Consider the following 21,855-nt stretch of genomic DNA (forward strand, 5'->3'; position numbering starts at 1 on the left):
GACCGTTGGTCGGCACAATCCCTCAGCTGCGATGAACCCTGAAGAAGCGTGCCGACCAACGGTCGGCACCCACCGGGCTCAGTGAGAGCGCCAACCAAGGTTGGCAGCTACCGGATCAATGGTCTGGCGATGGCTTTTCATTGGTAGGTGCCGACCGTTGGTCGGCACAATCCCTCAGCTGCGATGAACCCTGAAGAAGCGTGCCGACCAACGGTCGGCACCCACCGGGTGAAGGGAGTGCGCCAACCAAGGTTGGCACCCACCGGTGAGGCAGTCAGCTCGCTGTACGCAGCGGCGCCATCTTCCACAGCAGCGCGCGGAAGGGGGCCAGCAGGCACACGCCGATCGCCAGCTTCACCGCCAGGTCGCCCGCCGCCCAGCTCACCCACGGCAGGGTGGAACCGGCGAAGGCGATTGACCAGAAGATCGTGGTGTCCACCGTGGCGCTGCAGGTGGTGGCCACCATCGGTGCGCGCCACCAGCTGCCGCGGCGCAGGCGATCGAATACGGTGATGTCCAGCAACTGGGCCACGATGAAGGCCGAGCACGACGCGATCGCAATGCGCGGTGTGGCCACCCACACCGACAGCAGCACCGCCACCGCAAACCCGATCCACGCCACGCGGCGGGCCGGGCCCGGGCCGAAGCGGCGGTTGATCAGGTTGCTGACCAGAAAGGCCACCGGGTAGCTGAAAGCACCCCAGGTCAGCCAGTCATTGATCGGGTACTGCACCAGCACGTTGGACAGCAGCACCACCGCGCCCATGGCCAGCACCGCCAGCACCAGGGCGCGGGCGGTCAACGGGGCAAAAACAGGCGCAGGACGCACGGACATGGCGAGCCAAGGGACAAAGGGGATCGCCCATTATCCGCCCGGCCCGCCTCAACGCCAAAAACGGCCGTTCAGTTTTACAGCTGCTCGCTCAGCGCGTCGCCGGCGGCGTAGGCGGTCGGCACATAGGCCAGGGCCTTGCCGTCACTGTTCTTCACTGTCCAGCCGGCACCGGCATCGGTCGGGTCGAAGCGCACCTGCTGGCCCACCACGAAACCGGCCACCGGGTCTTCGCCCTCGATCGCCGGCCACTGCAGGGTGGCGGTCTGGTCGGCCTTGTCCGGCACCTGCAGCTGCACCTGGCGCTCGCCAGCGGCGGTGGTCGCCACCTGCTTCACTTCCATCGGCGGCAGCGGTACTGCCGGAGTGCGCTCGGCCACCCGGCCATTGCGCTCGCTGGCCTTGAACGGCGCCTTGGACAGCGCGGCCAGGCCCATCGAGGTGGCCAGCGGAACCGACACCACGATCAGCGAAGTGACCAGCACGCTGGCCTGGCCGCTGTTGATGTGCGGGGCGGCACCAGCGTGCACGGTCGGCACCGTCAGGGCCGAGAGCAGCAGGGCGGCGGCGGGGGCGCGCAGGGAACGAAGCATGGTGACCTCCTGGTCAGGATGAAGGCAGCGGCTCAGCGCTGCGTATCGAAAATGTCGCGGGGGCCGGTGGCCTCGGGCAGGTATTCCAGCGGCCGGCCCTGGTTGTCGCTCACCCGCCAGCCGTTGCCCGATTCAGCAGGCTCGAAATTCACGGTCTGGCCCACGTTGAACTGCACGGCCGGGTCACCGGGGCGCTTGGGCCATTGCATGGACGCGGTGTTCTGCGGGTTGGCGGGGTCCTGCAGCAGCACTTCGCGGCGGCCATCGACGGTGGTGGAGATGGCGCTGACCTGCATCTGCGGCAGTTTCACCGCGCCCCGGCCTGCAGGCACGCCGGTATCTTCGGCTTCCTTGGCCGCCGCCGCTTGCGCAGCCGCGACCATCGGCGCGGACATCTCCAGGCTCGGCCCCTCGGGCACGCTGTTCTGGATGATCACGATGCGGCGCTCGGCATGTGCCGGCGCTGCAGACAACAGGCTGCCGGCCAGAAGCACGGCCAACGCGGAAAACTGCAGGTTGCGCATCATCTTCTCCTTGCCAGGTCAGGGCGCAGCGGCGGCAGTGTCGGCCGTCGCATGCGCAATGGTCAGTTCCTGCTGCAGCTGGCTGCGCTGGTGCAGGAAGTCGAATACCGATTCCACCGTCACCACCGAGTAGTTGCCGGAAATGCGTTCGCTGGCCGGATGGTCGGTGGTGGTGGCGTTGGCCACGAACAAGCGCGCACCCACGCGCTTGCCCAGGCCGATATGCAGCACGCTGGGCTGGTACTTCTGCGCGCGCAGCCATTGCTGTGCCTGTTCGCGCTTGACGATGACCGGGCCCTCTTCGGCCTGCGCCATCGCTGCGGCCAGCACTTCCAGGATCCACTGGTTGGAATTCTGGAAGTCGGTGGCGAACGGATAGGCCACCACGTTGTAGTTCGATTCGTGCAGCGCCTTGGGCTGGATCGCTGGCGCAGCCAGCATCCGCTTCAGTGCAGCCTGCAACGCCGGGGGCGGCACGCCGATGCGCAGATCGGTATGGGTGCCGCTTTCACCGACGAAATTGCCCAGGCCCTCGCGGTACAGCTGCGAGCTGTCGGTCTTGCAGCGGTTGAGCAGGTGCATCGCGCGCCAGCGGCCGTCGTCCTCGCGCAGCAGGAAGGCCAGGTGGCTGTGGCGTAGGCCGTAGCGGCTCAGGTCCTGGCCGCCACGCGCGGCGATCACCACGTCCACGTCGGGCAGCGCATCCAAGCGCTCGGCCGTGGTCCACGCCACATCGAACATCGCCGCCTGCGCGGCTACGCTGGGGTAGCGCTCGCGGCAGGTGCCGCTGTCGGCCCATGCCGGCGCGGTGGCCAGCAGGCCCATCGACAGCAGCAGGGCGCAGCGCAGGCGATGCAGACGTTCCATGTATACCGCTCCAGACGCGGGCAGGCCCGCGCGCCGATCATACCCGCATCGCTGGAATCAGCGCTCCACGGGGGGGAGGTAGTGCCGGCCGCTGGCCGGCATCCGCATGTACGTCGCCGAAGATCATGAGTTGCCGGCCAGCGGCCGGCACTACCGTGATGCCAGGCGCGCTTTGACCTCGGCGGCAATCCGCGTGGTTTCGCGCAGCGGTTCGATGCGGTCGTACTGCCAGTCCAGCCAACGCGGCTGCAGGCGCCCGCGCTCGCGCAGCTGCTGCTGGAAGCGTGCCAACCGTCCCTGTGCGGTATCGGCCAGGGCCACCATCACCGGCATGCGGGTGGCGCTGGCCTCGGACAACAGGTTCACCGAATCGGGCGACACCACCACCCGGTTGGCCCAGCCGAGCAGGCCGGCATACGGGTTCACGCCATCGCCGCCATCGCCCCAGATCACATGCGGCAGATCGGCGAACTTCGCGCGCAGGATCTCGGCCAATGCCGGCGGCGTGCGCCGCGACGTCGTCGCCAGCAGGCTGCCGCCCTCGCTGCGGATCTGTTCGGCCAGTGCCTGGAACACATGCACCATCGCGGTTTCGTCCCACGGCGCCAGCGGCGTCGGGCCGCCCACCAGTAGCGCGGTGCGCGGGCCGGGCAGGGTGCTGAAGCTGGCGAACGCCGCGCGGCCCCAGGCCAGCCAGTCATCGTCCACCGGGTTCAGGCTGCCGATCAGGGTCAGCACGTTGCTGCCGCGCAACGCGTCATGTTCGGGCACCACCACCACGTCCCAGTGGCGGGAGCCGATGCGCGGGTCGAGGATCTGCACCACCTGGCTGCCGCGCGCACGCAGTACGCGCAGCGCGCCGGCGGCCTGGCGGCCACAGCCGATCGCCAGCGCGGGCGCATCGGCGGCGAGGGTTGCCAGGGCTTGGCCGTAGCCGTGCACATCACCGGGCAAGCGCCGCGGTGCCAGCCAGCGCCATGGCGCCCGGGGCTGCAGGATCAGGGGGCGGTGGGTGCCTTGGCGCAGCGCCGAGGCCAGCGCGACCGCCTGCCGGACATTGCCGGCACGGCCGTCGGTGACCGTCCAAGGCGCGCTCGATCGTTTCACCATTGGCATTAATTCGTTTCAGCCCTGCTGGGTGTTGCAACAGTCGCGACACTCTACACTGCGGATCGACGTTTCGCCCCGCGCCGCCCGCGGGCACAGACCTTAGCCGCCCTGGAGATCCACCGATGTCCCACGCGCTCGACGCTGCTGCACTGGACCAGTTGTTCCGCACTGCCCGTACCCAGAACGCCTTCCTCGACAAGCCGGTCGAAGACGCCCAGCTGCACGCCCTGTACGACCTGCTGAAGTGGGGCCCGACCGCCGCCAACGGCAGCCCGGCACGCTTCGTGTTCGTGAAGTCGGCCGAAGCCAAGGCCAAGCTGGCCCCGGCCCTGTCCGAAGGCAACCACAACAAGACCCTGGCTGCCCCGGTCACCGTCATCGTGGCCTTCGACCAGGACTTCCACGAGAAGCTGCCGTACCTGTTCCCGCACACCGACGCCAAGGCCTGGTTCGACGGCCCGCGCGAAGGCCGCCATGAAGGCGCATTCCGCAACGGCAGCCTGCAGGGCGCCTACCTGATCCTGGCCGCACGCGCGCTGGGCCTGGATGCCGGCCCGATGTCCGGCTTCGACAACGCCAAGGTCGACGAAGCCTTCTTCGCCGGCACCAGCATCAAGTCGAATTTCCTGGTCAACCTGGGGTACGGTGACGATTCGGGCCTGTTCCCCCGTCTGCCGCGTCTGTCCTTCGACGAAGCGGCGCGCATCGCGTAAGTCGCTGTATCGGTTTCGGGCCCGCCCGCCGTGGCGGGCCATTGCTGCACTGTGTTCCCACCCTACGATCCGGAGAGTTCCTGAGATGAGCGCCACCCGTAAACTGCTGCTGCCGCTGGCCCTGACCCTGGCCATCGCCGCCTGCTCCAAGCCGGCCGACACCGCCGCCCCGGCGGCCGATGCTGCTGCCCCGGCCGCCACCGAACAGGCTGCCACCACCCCGGCCGCCGATGCCGCTGCTGCCGCCCCGGCCGCTGCCGCCATCACCATCGCCTCGGGCACCTACAAGCTCGACCCGACCCACACCGACGTGTTGGCGCAGTGGAGCCACTTCGGCTTCTCCAACCCGAGCGCACACTTCGGCAACGCCGAAGGCACTCTGGTGTACGACGCCACCGACGTCACCAAGTCCACCGTGGAAGTGAAGCTGCCGCTGAGCGGTCTGAACAGCTTCACCGCCAAGTTCGACGAGCACCTGAAGAGCGCCGATTTCTTCGACGCTGCCAAGTTCCCGGCTGCCAGCTTCAAGAGCACCAAGGTCGAATCGGCCGGCACCAACAAGCTGACCGTCACCGGCGACCTGACCATCAAGGACATCACCAAGCCGGTGACCCTGGACGTCACCGTCAACGGCGGCGGCGAGCACCCGATGGCCAAGGTTCCGGCCGCCGGCTTCGATGCCACCACCACGATCAAGCGCAGCGATTTCGGCGTCGGCGCCTACGCCCCGAACGTCAGCGATGAAGTGAAGATCCGTATCACCACCGAAGCCACCGGCGAGAAGCCGGCGGCTTGATCCCTCCCGCTCACTCGTCGTGAGAAGGCAGAAGGCCCGCTGAAAAGCGGGCCTTCTTTTTGGCGGCTTCCTGGACGGGTCGCTCGATTGCCTGATTGGCCGATTGCCGAATCAATTGGTGGCCCGATCGTCTGGTAGTGCCAACCTCGGCTGGCGCACGAGCACTCCGCAGGCCAACCAAGGTTGGCCACTACCAGGTACAGGCGCTCAGCGCAGCGTACCCAGCCACGCCGCCGACGCTTCGCTCGGGCTCTGCTTGGCCTTCACCGCCAGCCCGCTCACGCGCACGAACGTCTGCGCCGCCTGCGCCACTACCTGGCGAGCGATCAGCGCAGCCTGCTTGGTCGTTGCCTGCTGCTTGCGCAGCTGCACGATATGCACCGACGGGCGACCGACCGGCGCGTACTTCTGGTCGCGGCGCAGGATGTCGGCCACCTGTGCCACTTCGTGTTCGGCCTGCAGGTAGCGGTGCTGTGCCTCGACCAGCTCACGCAGCGGTACGCGCGCCGCTGCCGGGTCGGCAAAGGCGGACAGCGCTGCATCGCAGGCGGCATCATCAGTGAAGCGGGTACGCAGCGTGTCCACGCTGGCCAGGGTCAGTTTGGCCATGTGGGCCTCGTTGCTGCAGGAAAGGAGCGCGATTGTCGCATTGCTTGCCGGGTCGTGCCGGCCGCTGGCGGGCGACTGCAGGGGGGCGTGCGGACCAACGGTCCGCACCCACCGGCGGACCAACGGTCTGCACCTGCCGGCTGGCCGACGGTCTGCACCTGCCGGCTGTCCGAGGGTCTACACCCACCGGCTGGCCGACTGTCTACACCCGCCGGCGGCAGAGAGCAGCCGAGCATCGGGTCGCGGTTACCATGGCGGCCGCACTGAACCACGGAAGGCAACACCATGCAGGAAGCGCAGTACTGGCTTGGCGAATTCTGGACCGGCCTGAGCATGCTCGATCTGATCGGCGGCAGCGTGCTGGGCACGCTGTTGGGGCTGGTGCTGGGTATCTTCGCCTGGCGCGGGCTGCATCGACGCGGTTGGCTGCGGCGGCAGCGGCGTTGGCACCACGGGCTGCTGGCCTCGTATGTGGTGCTGCTGCCGTTGCTGGTCGCGTTCTTCGGCCTGCAACTGGGCTTCACCGCCGGCGCGCATCGCGCGCTGTTCAAGCAACTGGACCACTTCCAGCCGCACCTGCAGACGATGGTGGAAGGGTGGAGCAGTGGCTTCACCGCCTCGCTGGAAGACGAACGCATGCGTGCCGCGCTGCAGAGCCAGGGCACGGTGGGTGACGTTGCCGATTCGCTTGCTGCGATCTACCTGCACGAGCATCCGCTGCCCGGCGTGGATCGTCTGGGTAACGGCCCGATGGCGCGCGGCGTGGGCTGGGTGATCGGCAAGGTGCGCGCCGGGTTGCTGCGCGCGATGGTGGAAGACACGCTGATCGACAAGGCCGGCACTGTGGGCCTGGAGCCGAAGATGGTGCGTGAGGCGCTGACCATGCGCATGGATGAGCTGCTGCATACGCGCGGCGTGCTGCGGCTGGTGAAGGCGCAGATCAACGGCATGATGCCGGGTGTGTACCTGGGGTTGCTGCTGCCGCTGGCGATCATTGCGCTGCTGCTGGCGCTGGAGATCTGGGCCGCGCATCGGTTCGGGTGGAAGGGTGGTGCTGCGCCCCGGCTGGTAGTGCCGGCCGCTGGCCGGCAATTGCAGGATGCTGCCGAAGAGTCATGAGGTTGCCGGCCAGCGGCCGGCACTACCCGTAGAAGAGCGTGCGGACCAACGGTCCGCACCTACCGTTTTGCGGTCAATCGCCGTCCTGTTCGTCCGGGTGCGCCTTCCAGTAACCGGTCGAGCGGATCCAGTCGCGCGGCACGCCCAGGTGGCCTTCGATGAACTTGCGCATCATCCGCGCGCGGCGCGATTCGGTGGCGATCCAGTAGAACGTATCGCCCTCGGGCACCTCGAAGTCGGTCAGCATGTCTTCCAGCAGCGTGCTGCTGGCGGCCGGGAAGCCGTTGCGCTCCAGCCAGTGGATGCGCACGTTCTCGTACTGCGGTAGATCCTGGCGCTCGTCCTCGTCTGCCACCTCGATGTACGCCTGCACCTGCGCACCTTCGGGCAGCACGTCCAGCCAGCGGGCGATGGCCGGCAGCGCGGTCTCATCGCCAATCAGCACGTAGGCGTCATAGCTGTCGGCCACCACGAACGAGCCGCGTGGGCCGCCGATCACCAGCGTGTCGCCGGCCTGTGCGCGCTCGGCCCACGGCCCGGCAATGCCCTGGTCGTGCAGCACGAAGTCGATGGCCAGCTCACCGGTTTCGTGGTCCCACCAGCGCGGGGTGTAGTCGCGTGCCGGCGAAGGCTGCTTGCCCTCGGGGTAGCTGCGGCCCTCGGCAGTCAGCACCGGCAGCACCGTCTCGCCGCTGGCGTTGGGGAAGAACAGCTTGATGTGGTCGTCGGCGCCGGGCGAATCGAAGCCGGCCAGGTCGTCGCCGCCCAGCACGATGCGGCGCATGTGCGGGGTGACGGTCTCGGTGCGCAGCACCGTCAGTTCACGGAAGCGCACATCCAGGCGCAGGCGCGAGTTGTGATGTTCGGTCATGGGGGTACCTGTTGGAAGGTCGCGCGGGGGCGCGCGGCATGGGGGAGACCTGGCTGGAATCAGTCTGGCTGGGTCGTTGAGAAGGGAGAAGGCGCGTTGTCGCCCAGGCCGTTGATCAGCGCCGAGGCACGCGACAGCAGCGCCGCCACCTGCTCGGCTTCGCCGTCGGCCCAGCGCCCGTGGTGGTGCACCAGCGCCCGCTTGAACTCGCGCAGCGCGGCGGCCAGCGGCGCCGGCAGCGAGGCCTTGGTGATCTCGCGGGCGCGGTCGAATGCGCGCCGCTGTGCCAATCGCACCTGGCTGCGCTGCACCTTCAGTTCGAACTCGCCAGCGGTGGTGATGCGGAACACACGGCGGCCGTCCACCTCTTCCGACGCCACCCAGCCGGCCTGCTCGAAGCTGGCCAGCAGCGGGTACATGGTGCCGGCGCTGGGGGTATAGGCCTGCATGAACATGGTGCTGATGTGCTGCATCAGCTCGTAGCCGTGGCGCGGCTGCTCGCCGATCAGCGCCAGCACCAGCAGGCGCAGGTCGCCACGGCTGAGCACGCGCGGCTGGCCGTTGCGGCGGGGTACCGCGGCATCGTCGGTGCGGCTGCGAGGGGAAGGGGATCGGCCCATTTCGATATATCGGTAACGTGTGCTGCAAACGATATATCGATAGGCCAAGCGCGGCAAGCAGGATTCCGGCCACAACGCTTGCCGGATCGGGCCACGCAGCCAGGTGCCGCAAGGGATGCGGGGGATAGATGCGCGCGGCGCAGGCCACCGTTGCGCGGCCTGACATCCGTATCGGGCCACGCAACGGCACTGCGGGTTTCCGCCCCGGGCAGGGGCGCAGCAGACGAGCGGCGAACCGCGGGAAGGGGCCTGCTCGCCGCCAACCGTGCGCAGCGGCTCGGTTCGCGTCGAGAGGCGCGCGCGACACGTTGTCGCGGGTTCAGCGGCAGCCCGTCAGACAACGCCGACATGGCGCCGGCCTTGCCCCACAACGGTCATCCATGGCGGTAACACTGCGTCCTGCGCATGGGCGCAGCAGGCCGCAAGCGACAGCTGGCGCAGCCCTTGCAGGCAGCCACAGCGGCCTGCCGCAGCGCGTTGTCAGCGCTTTGTCCCGCGGGTGGACGTCCCGGGACAGGCCTTGCAGACATGGGTGGCCTGCATCCATACGCCAGCGTAGCCAAGTGACGAAAGCCCTTGGTGCGCTACACTTTGCGGTCTAGAAATCTATCAACAGTCGCGCGCGTGCGTGCGGTAATGGGAGCGCTAATGAACTGGTTGAACGAGGTGCTGAACAACGACCCGAATCCTGTGGAAACCCAGGAGTGGATCGAGTCGTTGAAGGCCGTTATTGATGTCGAGGGCCCCGAGCGCGCGCATCAGCTGCTGGAAGGCATGGTGGAACTGACCCGTCGTTCGGGTGCCTATCTGCCGTTCTCTCCCACTACCGAATACGTCAACACCATCGAGCCGCAGCTGGAGGCCAAGAGCCCGGGCAACGCCGAACTGGAATGGCGCATCCGTTCGATCATCCGCTGGAACGCGATGGCCACCGTGGTGCGCGCCAACCGCAAGCCGGGTGACCTGGGCGGCCACATCGCCTCGTTCGCCTCCGGCGCAACGCTGTACGACGTGGGCTTCAACCACTTCTGGCGCGCCCCCAGCGAAAACCATCCGGGCGACCTGCTGTTCATCCAGGGCCACAGCGCCCCGGGCATCTACGCGCGTTCCTTCCTGGAAGGCCGTATCAGCGAGGAGCAGCTGGACAAGTTCCGCATGGAAGTGGACGGCGGCGGCCTGTCGTCGTACCCGCATCCGTGGCTGATGCCGGAATACTGGCAGACCCCGACCGTGTCGATGGGCCTGGGCCCGCTGGCCGCCATCTACCAGGCGCAGTTCATGCGCTACCTGGAAAACCGTGGCCTGATCGAGAAGTCCGACCGCAAGGTGTGGTGCTTCATCGGCGACGGCGAGAGCGACGAGCCGGAAACCCTGGGTGCCATCGCGCTGGCCGGCCGTGAAGGCCTGGACAACCTGATCTTCGTGGTGAACTGCAACCTGCAGCGCCTGGACGGCCCGGTGCGCGGCAACGGCAAGATCATCCAGGAACTGGAAGGCGTGTTCCGTGGCGGCGGCTGGAATGTCATCAAGCTGCTGTGGGGCGGTTACTGGGATGCCCTGCTGGCCAAGGACACCAATGGCGTCCTGAAGAAGCTGATGATGGAAACCGTCGACGGCGAATACCAGAACTGCAAGGCCTTCGGCGGCGCGTACACCCGCGAGCATTTCTTCGGCAAGTACCCGGAAACCGCTGCGATGGTGGCCGGTCTTTCCGACGACGACATCTGGCGCCTGAACCGTGGCGGCCACGACCCGCACAAGGTGTACGCCGCCTACCACCAGGCCGTGAACACCAAGGGCATGCCGACCGTCATCCTGGCCAAGACCGTGAAGGGTTACGGCATGGGCAGCGCCGGTGAGGCACTGAACCCGACCCACCAGACCAAGAAGCTGGACGACGAAGCGGTGCGCCACTTCCGCGACCGCTTCAACATTCCGGTGACCGACGCGCAGCTGGCCGACGGCCAGGTGCCGTTCTACCACCCGGGCCCGGATTCGCCGGAAGTGCAGTACCTGCAGGAACGCCGTGCCGCGCTGGGTGGTTACCTGCCGCAGCGCCGCCGCAAGGCCGAAAAGAGCTTCAACGCGCCGAAGCTGGAAAGCTACGAGCGCCTGCTCAAGAGCAGCGGCGAGCGCAGCTACTCCACCACCATGGCCTTCGTGCAGAGCCTGAACATCACCCTGCGCGATAAGGAACTGGGCCCGCACATCGTGCCGATCGTGGCCGACGAAGCCCGTACCTTCGGCATGGAAGGCCTGTTCCGCCAGATCGGCATCTACGCGCCGTTCGGCCAGAAGTACAAGCCGGTCGACGCCGACCAGCTGATGTTCTACCGCGAAGACCAGAGCGGCCAGGTGCTGCAGCAGGGCATCAGCGAGCCGGGTGCGATCAGCTCGTGGATGGCCGCCGGTACCAGCTACTCGGTCAGCAACGTGCCGATGCTGCCGTTCTACATCTACTACTCGATGTTCGGCTTCCAGCGCGTGGGCGACATCGCCTGGCAGGCCGCCGACATGCGTACCCGCGGCTTCCTGCTGGGTGGTACCGCCGGCCGTACCACGCTGAACGGTGAAGGCCTGCAGCACGAAGATGGCTTCAGCCATCTGGTGGCCGGTGGCATTCCGAACGTGCGCAGCTACGACCCGACCTTCGGCTTCGAAGTGACGGTGATCCTGCAGCACGGCACCAAGGCGATGATGGAAGATCAGATTGACGAGTACTACTACGTCACCCTGATGAACGAGAACTACACCCACCCGGAAATGCCGGAAGGTGCGGCCGAAGGCATCGTCAAGGGCATGTACCTGCTGACCGACGCCGGCAAGCCGAAGAAGGGCGAGCTGCGCGTGCACCTGCTGGGTTCGGGCACCATCCTGCGCGAAGCCATTGCCGCGGCCGAGCTGCTGGACAAGGACTTCGGCGTGACCGCCGACATCTGGAGCTGCCCGAGCTTCAACGAACTGCGTCGCGATGGTTTCGACGTGGAACGTGCCAACCGTCTGCATCCGGAAGGTGAGCAGCGCAAGGCTTACGTGACCGAGCTGCTGGAAGGCCGCCAGGGCCCGGCGATTGCCGCCACCGACTACGTGCGTGCGTATGCGGACCAGATCCGCGCGTTCGTGCCGATGTCGTACACCGTGCTGGGTACCGATGGCTTCGGCCGTTCGGATACGCGTGCGAACCTGCGCCGGTTCTTTGAGGTTGACCGGTACTACATCGCGCATGCCGCGATTGCGGCGCTGGCGAAGGACGGGAAGATGACGGCTAAGGATGTGGCCCGGGCGATCAAGCAGTACAAGATTGATCCGGAGAAGGCTAATCCTGTTGGGGTTTGATTGATTTCAAATTCTAGGCTAGAAGGAAGGGCGGCCTAAGGTCGCCCTTCTTCGATTCAGTGTTAGCCCAAATTCTTAAGCGATATCAATACTTGCGCCAGCGAAAAATCACATGAAGTACAAAGTTGTATCACTCTTCTCTGGAGCGATGGGGCTCGACATCGGGCTGCATCAGACCGAACGGTTCGATTTGCTCGCTGCAATTGAGAAGGTTCCGGCATTCTGCGAGACCGCTCGTGTGAATATAGAGCTGGGCAATATCTCTCCGGGCGCTGTCGTATTCGAATCCGATATCTGTGCATTGGACCCGATGGATGTGCTTGATCGTTTGAAGATCAAGCCGGGTGAAGTCGACGTGCTTGTGGGAGGGCCGCCATGCCAGACGTTCAGTACCGCAGGGCGGCGGGGTACGGTCCAAGATCCTAGGGGAACCCTTCTCTGGCAGTTCCTCAGATATGTCCAAGTCTTGCAGCCAAAATTTTTCGTAATGGAGAACGTGCGAGGACTTGTTTCAGCTGCGCTTAAACATCGTCCGATTGCTGAGAGAAAGACTCGTCCTCTAGAGCTGGATGAGGAGCCCGGATCCGTCCTGCGACTCTTTGCCAAGGATCTTTGTGAGCTGGAGGGGGCCAAATACGCCATGGAGGCGTTCGAGGTGAATTCCGTGAATTACGGGGCTCCTCAGATTCGGGAGCGCGTTCTATTCATTGGTAATAGATATGGCGCGAAAGTTAGTTTTCCCGACCCAACCCATGGGCCGATAGGGGAAGGCCGGCAACATGCTGGACCTGATCTTTTTCCTGAAAATCCACTTCTTCCCTGGGCCACTTTAAGAGATGCGTTGTCTGGGCTTGATGATCCAAATCCGCAAGTTGTAGATTTTAGTGAAAGGAAAAAGAGCTTCCTTGAAAAAGTGCCGCCGGGCACCAACTGGAGAAGCCTCAACGAGGCTGATCAGAAAGAATCAATGGGAAAGGCCTGGTTCGCCAAAGGCGGGCGCTCAGGTTGGTGGCGTCGTCTGACATACGATTTGCCATGTCCAACGCTCATGACGCTCCCCAATCATGCCAGTACTTCACTTTGCCATCCGGAGGAGACACGCGCACTTTCGGTTAGGGAGTATGCGAGAATTCAAGAATTTCCTGATTCGTGGAAGTTCAGTGGTAAGCTCGCTGAGCAATATACGCAAATAGGAAATGCCGTTCCTACTAGGCTTGGTAAGGTTGTCGGGGAGCTTGTTGCGAAGGAGTTGGATAAGCTAAAAGAGCGGCGCTGGAGAAAGTACCCAAGCTCGGATGCGCCTTTTAAAATAACCTATGTTCAGTCTCACATCAGAACGCGGTCATGGTTCAGGGACGGTCAGGCTGAGGTCTGGGGAACTGGGGGAGATGCGAGTTATAGTCTGCCCAAGACTCGAAAAAAATCAAAAAATATTGGCTAATGGAGTTGGCTTTGGCGCGAAAGAATCCGAATATTCCAGATGCGAAGCACGTTGCGTATTCGAAATCCTTAATACTTAAGTCGCTCGATGCTTTAGATGGTGACCGAGAGGCGCATCGAAGAATATTTTCAATGGAGCGGGAATTTCAGGGTAAGATTCGCGCCCATATCGCGGCGCTCCCCGCGGCGAGTGCGAAATTCAAGAATTTCAACACTAGTCCGTTTGTTTTGATGTTCTACGCGCAATCGAAGAACTATACAAAAATAAGCGAGATAGTCGGTGATATCCTCCCTGCAAAGCGCTTTTCCTCTATGGAAACCTCTGCTGGACGCATGATGGAGGAGGTGGCTCTTCCGGTCTATGGTTGGGAGATTGTTCCAAGTGGCATGCATACTCCAAACTCTGCACTCGACGGCCGGCGAGTCGAGGGGGATGTGCTTAAGGTTGTGACGCTAAAGAGTGGTCCGCGTTGTTTGAATGATGAAATGAGCGAGAACTTTGCGGATAACATCTTTGCACATGGGCCGGCTTGGCTTGAGGAGAGTGGTGCAAAGACTCTTGATTTCACTTACGGCGTTTTGTATGGCACTAAAAAGCAGTCCAATAAAAAGGATTGGCATATACTTGGAAAGCTTGCAGCTAAGCTTGGTACCAACAACGTTACCCATTCGCCGAACAGGCAGTGGAGTATGGGGTTCAAGATTGGGCAGGCTGCGTCAAGTGCAACCGTAAGGGTTGGTGATGAATGGTGGGGATTTTTAGGGGGGCGGTCGTGCCTTTTGGAGGTCTGCTGCGCTCTAATTAGAGCTTGTGTCAGGGCCGGGGCCTCTGATGACGCTGGGACAAACTATGAGATATCGGATCTTAAGGATATTGTTAGCTTGCCAGCAGGACTCGCAGGGGCCAATTTTGCTATTCTCCAAAACAGCCAGATTCCATGGTTGCTTTTTCTGATGCGGCACTTCTGTGATGAGTTGAATGACTAATTCATTTGCTTTCTAATTTTGGCGATCGAATTATTCGGTAAATGATGAGCTGGGCTCTCCGATATTTCTGATGAATTTTCGGGTTGTGGTTGGCGCTTCTGTTAAAGCTGTTTTTATTTTTTTCTTTTGATCATTTGTGAATTTATTTCTGTGTTTGCAGGGTTGTCTGTAATTCTAGATCGAAAGTCAGTGGGGCTGCCGCTTCAATTTTAGCTGGAGTTCGTCGGTACTCAGTCACTCCATGAGCAGCGAGAAAAATGCCATGCCAGTGACTGAGGGTTTGCCGATTGTTTGGGATGAGCCGGGAGCGCCAAAGGCCTGCCGCTGAGCTCGCTATAGACCGAATCTCTCAGACTGGGATTGATCAGAATTCGTAACGCAGTCGGATCTACTGAGATGAGATAGAGGTCAAATAGCGTGTGAATGTCGGCACGCAGCAGAAGCCCATTGCTTACGACATTGCTCGTACGGCCAGAATAGGGCCGTATATGAGCCGCCTCCAGCGCGTCAACCACATCACAGCCCGTCATTGCGCAGCGACCGACGTATGCTTCTAGCAGAGACTTGCGGAAGGAAGGCTGGCCGCGACGGCGCACGATGGTCGCGAGCACACGATCCCGCTCCTCAACGTCATTGCTGGCGGAGAACTCACCGGAAGCCTCGACAGCCCTGGTCTGCCGTTCCAGCAACTCTTTCGTAGGCCCAGATACAGAAGTGGGTGCGTCCCCGGTGCGTGCGAGTAGGCGAGTCAACTGCACCTCAATCTTAGCGCCGACATTTGCTGCCGGGCGAAGGCCCGGAAGCCAAGATTTTCCAGCCCGATCCAGAACATGAGAAATATTCTGCATTCGGTACTCCCAGGCCTTGATAGATCGACCGTGGCGTTCCGCGAGCTCTCGGTACACCTTGGCCTTCTCTAAATCAGACCCATTGGCCAGATGTGCTTCCATATGGCGGTAGGCCTCAACCGCGGCAGCCAATTCGTCTTCAGTCCATCTGCTCACAGCTTTCCCCGATTCATGACCGCACGTGGCGTTCCTGAGGAAAGTATGCAGTAAACGACACGTCGAGCCGCTTTCGGCCAATCTGGACGTGCGGCGCTGTGTCAGTAGGTGTCGACCGCATCGGATGCGAGCCGCTCGGAGCCGGCTGCGTCCATCAACACATCAAGCATGAGCGGGCTACTCTGGTGCAACAGCACGTCAAACGACGTGGCCCACTTTAGGGTTCCAGCCGAAGCCGCGTCTAAAGCGCATCATCTCGGCCCAGATCGTAGCCATCACCAAACGCATGCGCCGCTTCTCGCGGCGGCAAATCCGCAGGCAGCCAAGCAGCAGGTCATCCATACCGCTAGGGTCGATGGCAAACAGCCCTACAGCGCCTCGTCAAACGCCTTCGGCCACTCCACGTCGATCCTGGTCCTGGTCATCCTTCTGGGGTAGGGCAAGATGGCCTGAGGGTGTCTCATGGAGTAGGACGGCACGCAAGACGCCACCTGGCTATGCTGTCGATTGCAGATCCATCAGGGATCGTAGATGCTCGCCTAAGTGAATTCGGGGTAGGAGTACCATGGAAGGCATCGTTAATCGGTTGATGGAACTTCACGGCGGTCAGCTGCTAACCCCGCTCGCAATATGTGCGGCACTCGTCCTGATCTTCAAGGCACTGTCGGGGCTCCATCAGACCCGAGGGTCTGCCCGGAGGGAGTTCCTCGAACTCTTCCAGGAAGTCGACAAGAAGGACGACCTCTGGCTGTCGGTCGCCGTGAGGCATCACTTCGGCGTATATCTGCCTGTGTCCGTCATTCGTCATCTTTGCAAGCTGGATCAGCCAGCGCGCGCAATCTTGGAGATTGCTGACGCGTGGCCGCTTGTCGATCTTGACGATGTAAGCGGCGAGATTCGATGGCGCAGCAAACGGCACGCTAACCCGGTAACCCGTCGCCGACTTGCATTCGCGTTCCTGGCGGGCTACTTCGCCTCCGCTTTGTGCGCTACCTTGCTTGCGTACATTCTGGTTGTTGGGCAGGTTTCTGCCCGAGTGTCATTTGTCTACTGGGTATGGGTTGCACTTGGCGGTGTAGTAGCGCTCTATTGTGCGCATCGCTCAGACCTCCTCCGAACCGGCGGTCCATCGCTCAAGCGCTGGCTCGGAGTCGAGTAATCAAGCCTCTACATCGCAGGCGGAGAAACACGCTGTTGCTGTTCCTGCACACGCTGCATGTCCACGGCCTGCTCCTTCGCCTGTCGATGTCCAATCGCCTCCACCATCCCCATGCTCTCCTCCACCGGGCGCTGCGCTGCCTCTGCGGTCGCCATATGCGTGCGCATAGCGGCTGGGTTGGCTAGGTCACCCTGGACCACAAAGATGTTCTGTGCGGCAGGCAAGTTGGCAGTCTGTTTGCTCAAGAGGACGTGGTCCGCACGCGTGATTCCGGCATCTTTGGCGGCGGCCAACAGACTGGCCGACAAGCGTTCACTGGTTTCGTCGAACGCGCGGCCGTTCGCCCTATCCAGAATCTCGAATTTGCCACGGATCTGGTCGAAAAACGTCTGATCGCCCGCACTCAGTAGGCGAGGGGCGTGCGGCGCGTGGTCTAAAGCACGGTCAGCCTTCTCCTCCGAAAATCGCGTCAGACTACTGGTGTTGTTCAACTCGATCCGGCCATATCCGTCTTTGCCCAGGTCGATAATGGGGAATACTTTCGCTTTGCCAAGATCCAGGCCATTGCGCTCAAGCTGACGTGGGTCCAGCCCTAGCTCGCGTAGATCCACCCGAATCTCGGCGGGGGGGGGCTGCCTCGCCAAAGCGCTTCGTAGCCCTGTGCAATCGAAGAAATAGGGGAGGCGCCGTAATAGTTCCGGTAGTCCGAATCTCCATTGCGGCCCAGAGTTCCGGCGCCGTCATAGAAGCATCTTTCAACCGCTGGTGTTAGCCGAGGGCCATCCTTATGAGGCAGCGTCGTCCAATCCTTGTAGCTGATCCCTGCGGCTAGCCGGGGAGCGCGGCCGGATCGGTCCATGCAGCGCGAGGTGGAATCCTGAACGAGAAGCTGCTCCAGTTCAGAGTCTGATGCATCGGGCGAGAAGTTCTTGTTGCGACTGCTGAGGCTCGCAGGCCGCTGATTTCGGCCATCGCCTCCTCCTTTCGCCCCCAGTCCAGATACGTTCGCACCTCTGCGGTTACATCAACACGCTCGTCAAAATTTCGATATGCCTGAGTCATCGCAGCGCCATAGGCATGCGTGAACTCGGAGAGCGCATCATCACGATAGGGAGTCAGAACGCCATGCATGCCCTCGTGGCCCAGCACTTCGGTAACCAAGCCTAGGCGTGCGGTTCCACTCCATTCGGTGAAATTGCTGGCGCTAATGTAGACGGTACCATGTTGGCCATCCTCGCCTGCCTCATAGTGGCCGCCGTTGTGTTCGCCATGGGAAACCTTGATTGCCCCAATCTGTCTCTTCTCAGAAGTATTACCCAGAAGCGTATGAAGGTAGGGAGATTCGACGATGGACTAGCGAATGACATCCTCGGCACCTTTCGGTAGGCGAGGATCCTTGGATAGATGACCGAGCAAGAGCTCTCTACGCGCGCATCAACTGCCTTCACGGCACATCTCCTGCAAATCGCACCTCGTAGACGCAGGTATCCGCAGCTGTACCCCCCGCAACGTAGGTCAGCAGGTCGGCATAGAAGACCGTGCCGCCATCGGACGAAGTGCGGCGGTACTGCTGCAGGCGCCCTCTCTGGAAGGCACGCTCTCCGCCTCGCATGTACCCGGTCGCTGCTAGCGCCTCTCCTGCGGCTGCGGAAGTCCAGAAGCAGGGAGCGTGCGGGTCATCCGTGAGCGGCTTCTCGCCGGGTCTGAAAACGGAGATGCCGTGATAGGGCACCTTCATGCCGCCCGTCAGACCGCCATAGCTGGCATGGAACGCATAGCCATCAATCATCGGTTGGTTTTCAGCCTTGCCACCCGCACGGCCCGGCTCAATTGGCATCAGCGTGATCTTCATGGCCTTGGTGAACGCATCCTCCGAAGCATCGGTGGTCTCACGCAGCGAGGCGCTGTTGGAGGGTGGCTGCATCTAGTGGCTGGGATGGTGCCGGCGCGCTCTGCACTTGCCTTGCAACCGGTGCGAGGTCCGCTCTATTGGTCGCTGTGTCAGCCGTGGGCGTGCAGGCGGTGAGCGCAGTGAGCAGGGCAGAAAGGCCTGCAGCACCGAAATATGGGAGCAGCCACGCCGATGGCGGCCGGCAGCGAGCTGCGCTGCACTTCTTCGAGAATAAGGCCGACAGAGAATTCATCCAGAAGCGTCCAGCGTGCATCAGCGCGTCCCATGCGGTGGTTGCCTCCACTATAGGGTGCGTATAGCGCCCGGTTCCAGAGCAGCCGCACACACTTTCACACTGAATACGTAGTGGTGCGATGGGCCCAGAACCGGCTGCACTCACCCTCGCTAAGCGTACTCCCGCTCCGCCACAATCCGCACCCTCCAATGCAACATCAGCGGCACAATGCACGGAACATCAATCCACCTATCCGCAAACAGCACAATCACAAGCCGCTCCATCGAGTTGTCCACCAGCATCACAGGCTTCCCATGGCAACTGACCACGAAGTACCTCTCCTCCGGCTGCAACGCGCCCTGCACCACGCCTCCGCGCACCAGCCGCACGGCATCCTCGCGCATGACGGCGAACTCGACATCAGACACCTTTCGCAGCGTCCAAAGGTTCAGCCCAAGCCTGGGCACAAACCAGTTGGCGATCACCGCACGCAGTATCGTCAGCAGGACAACGGCATAGATCACAAGCCTCATTGGAAGCTCTACAAATAGCTGATGGACAACAAGGCGAGCGGGACGCGACAACGCGTCAGCAGCCCGCAGCGTGGCGGCAGATGCCCGAGCCCAACCGGGCTACTCCCGCACTTGCAATCGCTCAGCAACCTGCGCAGTCAACCCCACGCACGCCATCATCAGTCCTTCCATCACCCGGTCCCCTAGGTACTCCTCTGGAGCACCGTTCTGCCGCGTGCGCTCTGCTGCCAGCAACACCTCCTGCACCACACGCAGGCCAGCCAGGGCGCAGTCCGCGTCCGCCAGCTCCAGACAGCGCCCAGGCAATTGATGCCGCTCCGGCCAAGGTTGACCATCCGCAGCCGCCCCCGTCCCAATGCGCCGCAGCGTGGCGACAAAGGCGTTGGGATCGGCGGACAGTTCGTGCTCCGGCTCTGCGTTGGCCGGATCGTACTGCGCGTGCAGGGAACGGAATTCCGATGCGTTCATGGCAATGCTCCGTACAGGACAGACAGCAGCGCCACCGATAAAGGCGGCGGACGATGCGTGGCTCGAAAACCGGTAAGTGTCAGACCGGCGGATCCGAAGACCCCCACGCACCGCCCGCCATGGAACGCGAACGGATTGCCAGCCGGCGCCACGCAGAGGTGACGCCGGCTGACAAGCGTAAACATCTGACACTTAGACGGGTTTTCGAGGCCCGCGCCACCGGTGCTCGGTGGCATGCCAAGGTGTACCCGCACAGATGCCAAATGCCAAGAAGTCGCAGGCTACTGAGGCTGCAAATGCTGACGCTTACGGCATTGTCGCATAGCGGGGAAGCGGCACATCGCCTGTGGCGCGGGGCTTTCGAGCGATGTTAAGCCGTCACGCGTATGGGCATCACGCTGCACGGTTTCGGTGTGGTGCTGTCCCAATTGCGACAGCTCGCTAACGGGGCTGCGATGCAAAGAGTGGCGAATGCGTCACCGCTCGATCTGAGGCGCCAATCCCGGCCGTGGCCACAGCGCATCGTCGCGCTCCAGGTCGTAGTCGCTGCCGAACGCCAGCGCCGCCTCGCGCGGCGGCAGGTCTGCGTAGCAGCCCAGCAGGTACTCATCCATGCCGGCATCGCTATGGTCGATGGCGAACAGGTGGAGGAGCTCCTTGTCGAAGGCTTCCAGCCATTCGGTGTCGATCTTGGTCATGGTCATCCTCCAACGGTGCAGGGAGGATGGCCTGAAGGTGTCTCATGGGCTTGGAATGAAGCTGCCCCAGGCAATTTCCGCGGAGGCGCCAATCGCGACGGACTTCACCCCATACGCGTGGAGTGACTCTGCTGTTCCTGGATGCGGGCGTCCAACGCCTGCTGCTCGTTCTCGCGAGCAAGCGCGCGTTGGTCGCCAACAATAGCCAATTGCTGCAGGGATTCCACCATTGGCGTTTGTGCCGCCACCGCTGTTGGCATACCTGCGCGCAGGTGGGCAGGGTCGGCCGGGTCTCCCTGCACAACAAAGATGTTGTGCCCGGCCGGCTGGCTGGCCGTTGCATTGCTCAACAGCACGTGGTCGGCACGCTCCAAGCCCTGCTCACGCGCCTTCACGGTCAAGCTGGCGGTCAAGTTCTCACTGATCGCGTCGAATGGCCGGCCGTGCTTCTCATCCAGCGCGGCTACACCTTGGCGAATCTGCTGGTGCAACGCGTAGTCGGGATGGCCCGGCGCAATACTCGCCAGGCGGCGTCCTTCGGCGGACGGAAGTTCGCGCTCTTGGTTGGAAACCACAAGTGGGCTCTTGGCGATTTCCCTGTAGGGATCATCGGGATGGAACTGAGTCGCTTTGACCTCGCGCTCCAGGCGAACCTCACGGGTCTCGTTCAGGCGCGAAATCTCCTTCGCATCGGTTTCCTTCGTTGTTACATCGATGGGAGGAACGCCCCGGGTGTGGCTCCAACTGCCATCCTTCGCGTTGTACGTGTGGTAATCGATCTTGGTACCGATGACGTTGGGGTCGACAGCGTCGCGCTGCAGGGTCGCCAATGCCTCGAACTTGCTGAGCTCTACGAAGTAGAAGTGCCCGGCGGGCTGGGGCATGTCCAGGTGCACGCTGACCGCGGTCTTGCCAGCACGGAACGCACCGCCGGCCGTATTGTCGAGCATGTTCTGCCAGACTTTTTCTGCCGCCTGCTCGCCCTTGCTGTGCTCTGTGGCGACCAGCAGCATGCGCGGTGTCCAGCAGTTCACGTTGAGATCGTTGGCCTCGAACGAGACATCGTGGGTTTTGAGTGTGCTGGTATAGGGCAGGTTGAGGGCCAGCTCTGGCCTACCCGCTCCCATCCATTTTTTGCGTTCGGCCAGATCATTGCTGATCAGTTCTTGACCGAACGTCTCCTGCCTGCGTTCAGTGAAATCTACATTTTCGTTACTACCGAACAGCTTCTCCTGCTGCTCGGCGACCGCTGTTGCAAAGCTGTTGGCGACCCGGCCAGGCAGGCTGTCGTTGCGTACAACACCCAGCGCCAACAGCCCATAGCCATCGTTGTCGGGAAGCTGTGCGAGGTAGTTCCAGTAAAGCTCTCGGTTCCCATGCTTGGCATAGAAATCCAGGACTTTAATGTCCTTATCGGTAAGTCCGCTCATGGTTCATCCTTGAAGTTCGA

23 protein-coding genes are annotated in these 21,855 nt (G+C 62.7%); 7 read left to right on the forward strand and 16 right to left on the reverse strand.

Going from position 1 to position 21,855, the window contains the following annotated elements:
* Positions 1-274: 274 nt before the first annotated feature.
* From ACUXVE_RS15290 to ACUXVE_RS15310, 5 genes are all read right to left on the reverse strand, one after another.
* Entirely contained in the window at positions 275-835 is a 561-nt protein-coding gene (locus ACUXVE_RS15290) for a queuosine precursor transporter (RefSeq protein ID WP_445514715.1), read from the reverse strand.
* A gap of 74 nt (positions 836-909) precedes the next feature.
* A complete protein-coding gene (locus tag ACUXVE_RS15295; RefSeq protein ID WP_025878222.1) occupies positions 910-1,425 on the reverse strand; it encodes a hypothetical protein in 516 nt (171 codons plus the stop codon).
* Between the two features lie 32 nt (positions 1,426-1,457).
* Positions 1,458-1,949, reverse strand: a complete 492-nt coding sequence (locus ACUXVE_RS15300; RefSeq protein ID WP_093820978.1) for a hypothetical protein — start codon at positions 1,947-1,949, stop codon at positions 1,458-1,460.
* Positions 1,950-1,967: 18 nt separating this feature from the next.
* Positions 1,968-2,816, reverse strand: coding sequence for a DUF2145 domain-containing protein (locus tag ACUXVE_RS15305; RefSeq protein ID WP_445514716.1), 849 nt, complete (start codon positions 2,814-2,816; stop codon positions 1,968-1,970).
* Positions 2,817-2,966: 150 nt separating this feature from the next.
* On the reverse strand, positions 2,967-3,926 hold the full coding sequence (locus ACUXVE_RS15310; RefSeq protein ID WP_025878217.1) for a mitochondrial fission ELM1 family protein: 960 nt from the start codon (positions 3,924-3,926) through the stop codon (positions 2,967-2,969).
* Positions 3,927-4,048: 122 nt separating this feature from the next.
* Here ACUXVE_RS15310 and ACUXVE_RS15315 point away from each other — a divergent pair, with 122 nt between their 5' ends.
* Together ACUXVE_RS15315 and ACUXVE_RS15320 are read left to right on the forward strand one after the other, a co-directional pair.
* Positions 4,049-4,639, forward strand: a complete 591-nt coding sequence (locus ACUXVE_RS15315; RefSeq protein ID WP_025878215.1) for a malonic semialdehyde reductase — start codon at positions 4,049-4,051, stop codon at positions 4,637-4,639.
* 85 nt (positions 4,640-4,724) lie between these two features.
* Positions 4,725-5,435 (forward strand): YceI family protein, encoded by a 711-nt coding sequence (locus ACUXVE_RS15320; RefSeq protein ID WP_025878214.1) that lies wholly within the window; start codon positions 4,725-4,727, stop codon positions 5,433-5,435.
* A 207-nt stretch (positions 5,436-5,642) separates the two neighbouring features.
* Here ACUXVE_RS15320 and ACUXVE_RS15325 read toward each other — a convergent pair whose 3' ends face one another.
* Entirely contained in the window at positions 5,643-6,044 is a 402-nt protein-coding gene (locus ACUXVE_RS15325; protein ID WP_315830253.1) for a hypothetical protein, read from the reverse strand.
* A 285-nt stretch (positions 6,045-6,329) separates the two neighbouring features.
* On the opposite strand from ACUXVE_RS15325, the gene ACUXVE_RS15330 reads away from it, so the two are divergent.
* Positions 6,330-7,163: a hypothetical protein gene (locus tag ACUXVE_RS15330; protein WP_445514717.1), complete on the forward strand. Its 834-nt coding sequence runs from the start codon at positions 6,330-6,332 to the stop codon at positions 7,161-7,163.
* A gap of 73 nt (positions 7,164-7,236) precedes the next feature.
* On the opposite strand, the gene ACUXVE_RS15335 is transcribed toward ACUXVE_RS15330, so the two are convergent.
* Both ACUXVE_RS15335 and ACUXVE_RS15340 read right to left on the reverse strand, forming a co-directional pair.
* Positions 7,237-8,034: a siderophore-interacting protein gene (locus tag ACUXVE_RS15335; RefSeq protein ID WP_222387864.1), complete on the reverse strand. Its 798-nt coding sequence runs from the start codon at positions 8,032-8,034 to the stop codon at positions 7,237-7,239.
* Between the two features lie 59 nt (positions 8,035-8,093).
* Positions 8,094-8,654 carry a PadR family transcriptional regulator gene (locus tag ACUXVE_RS15340; protein WP_445514718.1) on the reverse strand — a complete coding sequence of 187 codons (561 nt, stop codon included), beginning with the start codon at positions 8,652-8,654 and terminating at the stop codon, positions 8,094-8,096.
* A 648-nt stretch (positions 8,655-9,302) separates the two neighbouring features.
* Here ACUXVE_RS15340 and aceE point away from each other — a divergent pair.
* The 3 genes from aceE (at position 9,303) to ACUXVE_RS15355 (ending at position 14,417) form a co-directional block, all read left to right on the forward strand.
* Positions 9,303-11,990, forward strand: a complete 2,688-nt coding sequence (gene aceE, locus ACUXVE_RS15345) for a pyruvate dehydrogenase (acetyl-transferring), homodimeric type (protein ID WP_445514719.1) — start codon at positions 9,303-9,305, stop codon at positions 11,988-11,990.
* Positions 11,991-12,102: 112 nt separating this feature from the next.
* Positions 12,103-13,431: a DNA cytosine methyltransferase gene (locus ACUXVE_RS15350; RefSeq protein ID WP_445514720.1), complete on the forward strand. Its 1,329-nt coding sequence runs from the start codon at positions 12,103-12,105 to the stop codon at positions 13,429-13,431.
* The gene (locus tag ACUXVE_RS15355; protein WP_445514721.1) at positions 13,431-14,417 is read left to right on the forward strand and encodes a PmeII family type II restriction endonuclease; all 987 of its coding nucleotides are present in this window, start codon (positions 13,431-13,433) and stop codon (positions 14,415-14,417) included. Before ACUXVE_RS15350 ends, ACUXVE_RS15355 begins: the two co-directional genes overlap by 1 nt.
* A 230-nt stretch (positions 14,418-14,647) precedes the next feature.
* On the opposite strand, the gene ACUXVE_RS15360 is transcribed toward ACUXVE_RS15355, so the two are convergent.
* Both ACUXVE_RS15360 and ACUXVE_RS15365 read right to left on the reverse strand, forming a co-directional pair.
* Positions 14,648-15,421, reverse strand: a complete 774-nt coding sequence (locus ACUXVE_RS15360) for an HNH endonuclease (RefSeq protein WP_445514722.1) — start codon at positions 15,419-15,421, stop codon at positions 14,648-14,650.
* A gap of 198 nt (positions 15,422-15,619) precedes the next feature.
* Positions 15,620-15,763: a hypothetical protein gene (locus ACUXVE_RS15365; RefSeq protein ID WP_445514723.1), complete on the reverse strand. Its 144-nt coding sequence runs from the start codon at positions 15,761-15,763 to the stop codon at positions 15,620-15,622.
* 223 nt (positions 15,764-15,986) lie between these two features.
* On the opposite strand from ACUXVE_RS15365, the gene ACUXVE_RS15370 reads away from it, so the two are divergent.
* Positions 15,987-16,580, forward strand: coding sequence for a hypothetical protein (locus tag ACUXVE_RS15370; RefSeq protein WP_445514724.1), 594 nt, complete (start codon positions 15,987-15,989; stop codon positions 16,578-16,580).
* Positions 16,581-16,588: 8 nt separating this feature from the next.
* On the opposite strand, the gene ACUXVE_RS15375 is transcribed toward ACUXVE_RS15370, so the two are convergent.
* From ACUXVE_RS15375 to ACUXVE_RS15400, 6 genes are all read right to left on the reverse strand, one after another.
* Complete coding sequence (locus ACUXVE_RS15375; protein WP_445514725.1) at positions 16,589-17,191, reverse strand: XVIPCD domain-containing protein; 603 nt, start codon at positions 17,189-17,191, stop codon at positions 16,589-16,591.
* An 833-nt stretch (positions 17,192-18,024) separates the two neighbouring features.
* On the reverse strand, positions 18,025-18,504 hold the full coding sequence (locus tag ACUXVE_RS15380; RefSeq protein ID WP_445514726.1) for a hypothetical protein: 480 nt from the start codon (positions 18,502-18,504) through the stop codon (positions 18,025-18,027).
* Between the two features lie 372 nt (positions 18,505-18,876).
* A complete protein-coding gene (locus ACUXVE_RS15385) occupies positions 18,877-19,239 on the reverse strand; it encodes a hypothetical protein (protein WP_445514727.1) in 363 nt (120 codons plus the stop codon).
* 99 nt (positions 19,240-19,338) lie between these two features.
* Positions 19,339-19,707, reverse strand: a complete 369-nt coding sequence (locus ACUXVE_RS15390; RefSeq protein ID WP_445514728.1) for a hypothetical protein — start codon at positions 19,705-19,707, stop codon at positions 19,339-19,341.
* 476 nt (positions 19,708-20,183) lie between these two features.
* Complete coding sequence (locus ACUXVE_RS15395) at positions 20,184-20,405, reverse strand: hypothetical protein (protein WP_445514729.1); 222 nt, start codon at positions 20,403-20,405, stop codon at positions 20,184-20,186.
* 104 nt (positions 20,406-20,509) lie between these two features.
* Entirely contained in the window at positions 20,510-21,835 is a 1,326-nt protein-coding gene (locus ACUXVE_RS15400) for an XVIPCD domain-containing protein (protein ID WP_445514730.1), read from the reverse strand.
* Between the last annotated feature and the right edge of the window lie 20 nt (positions 21,836-21,855).

This window comes from Stenotrophomonas sp. 3(2025), from assembly GCF_052665395.1.

Coding starts and splice junctions, on each gene's coding strand:
- ACUXVE_RS15395 (WP_445514729.1), bottom strand. CDS start 20,405: ATGACCAAGATCGACACCGAATGGCTGGAAGCCTTCGACAAGGAGCTC.
- ACUXVE_RS15290 (WP_445514715.1), bottom strand. CDS start 835: ATGTCCGTGCGTCCTGCGCCTGTTTTTGCCCCGTTGACCGCCCGCGCC.
- ACUXVE_RS15365 (WP_445514723.1), bottom strand. CDS start 15,763: ATGGATGACCTGCTGCTTGGCTGCCTGCGGATTTGCCGCCGCGAGAAG.
- ACUXVE_RS15295 (WP_025878222.1), bottom strand. CDS start 1,425: ATGCTTCGTTCCCTGCGCGCCCCCGCCGCCGCCCTGCTGCTCTCGGCC.
- ACUXVE_RS15390 (WP_445514728.1), bottom strand. CDS start 19,707: ATGAACGCATCGGAATTCCGTTCCCTGCACGCGCAGTACGATCCGGCC.
- ACUXVE_RS15330 (WP_445514717.1), top strand. CDS start 6,330: ATGCAGGAAGCGCAGTACTGGCTTGGCGAATTCTGGACCGGCCTGAGC.
- ACUXVE_RS15400 (WP_445514730.1), bottom strand. CDS start 21,835: ATGAGCGGACTTACCGATAAGGACATTAAAGTCCTGGATTTCTATGCC.
- ACUXVE_RS15380 (WP_445514726.1), bottom strand. CDS start 18,504: ATGCAGCCACCCTCCAACAGCGCCTCGCTGCGTGAGACCACCGATGCT.
- ACUXVE_RS15340 (WP_445514718.1), bottom strand. CDS start 8,654: ATGGGCCGATCCCCTTCCCCTCGCAGCCGCACCGACGATGCCGCGGTA.
- ACUXVE_RS15320 (WP_025878214.1), top strand. CDS start 4,725: ATGAGCGCCACCCGTAAACTGCTGCTGCCGCTGGCCCTGACCCTGGCC.
- ACUXVE_RS15315 (WP_025878215.1), top strand. CDS start 4,049: ATGTCCCACGCGCTCGACGCTGCTGCACTGGACCAGTTGTTCCGCACT.
- ACUXVE_RS15355 (WP_445514721.1), top strand. CDS start 13,431: ATGGAGTTGGCTTTGGCGCGAAAGAATCCGAATATTCCAGATGCGAAG.
- ACUXVE_RS15310 (WP_025878217.1), bottom strand. CDS start 3,926: ATGGTGAAACGATCGAGCGCGCCTTGGACGGTCACCGACGGCCGTGCC.
- ACUXVE_RS15325 (WP_315830253.1), bottom strand. CDS start 6,044: ATGGCCAAACTGACCCTGGCCAGCGTGGACACGCTGCGTACCCGCTTC.
- ACUXVE_RS15300 (WP_093820978.1), bottom strand. CDS start 1,949: ATGCGCAACCTGCAGTTTTCCGCGTTGGCCGTGCTTCTGGCCGGCAGC.
- ACUXVE_RS15305 (WP_445514716.1), bottom strand. CDS start 2,816: ATGGAACGTCTGCATCGCCTGCGCTGCGCCCTGCTGCTGTCGATGGGC.
- ACUXVE_RS15335 (WP_222387864.1), bottom strand. CDS start 8,034: ATGACCGAACATCACAACTCGCGCCTGCGCCTGGATGTGCGCTTCCGT.
- ACUXVE_RS15370 (WP_445514724.1), top strand. CDS start 15,987: ATGGAAGGCATCGTTAATCGGTTGATGGAACTTCACGGCGGTCAGCTG.
- aceE (WP_445514719.1), top strand. CDS start 9,303: ATGAACTGGTTGAACGAGGTGCTGAACAACGACCCGAATCCTGTGGAA.
- ACUXVE_RS15385 (WP_445514727.1), bottom strand. CDS start 19,239: ATGAGGCTTGTGATCTATGCCGTTGTCCTGCTGACGATACTGCGTGCG.
- ACUXVE_RS15350 (WP_445514720.1), top strand. CDS start 12,103: ATGAAGTACAAAGTTGTATCACTCTTCTCTGGAGCGATGGGGCTCGAC.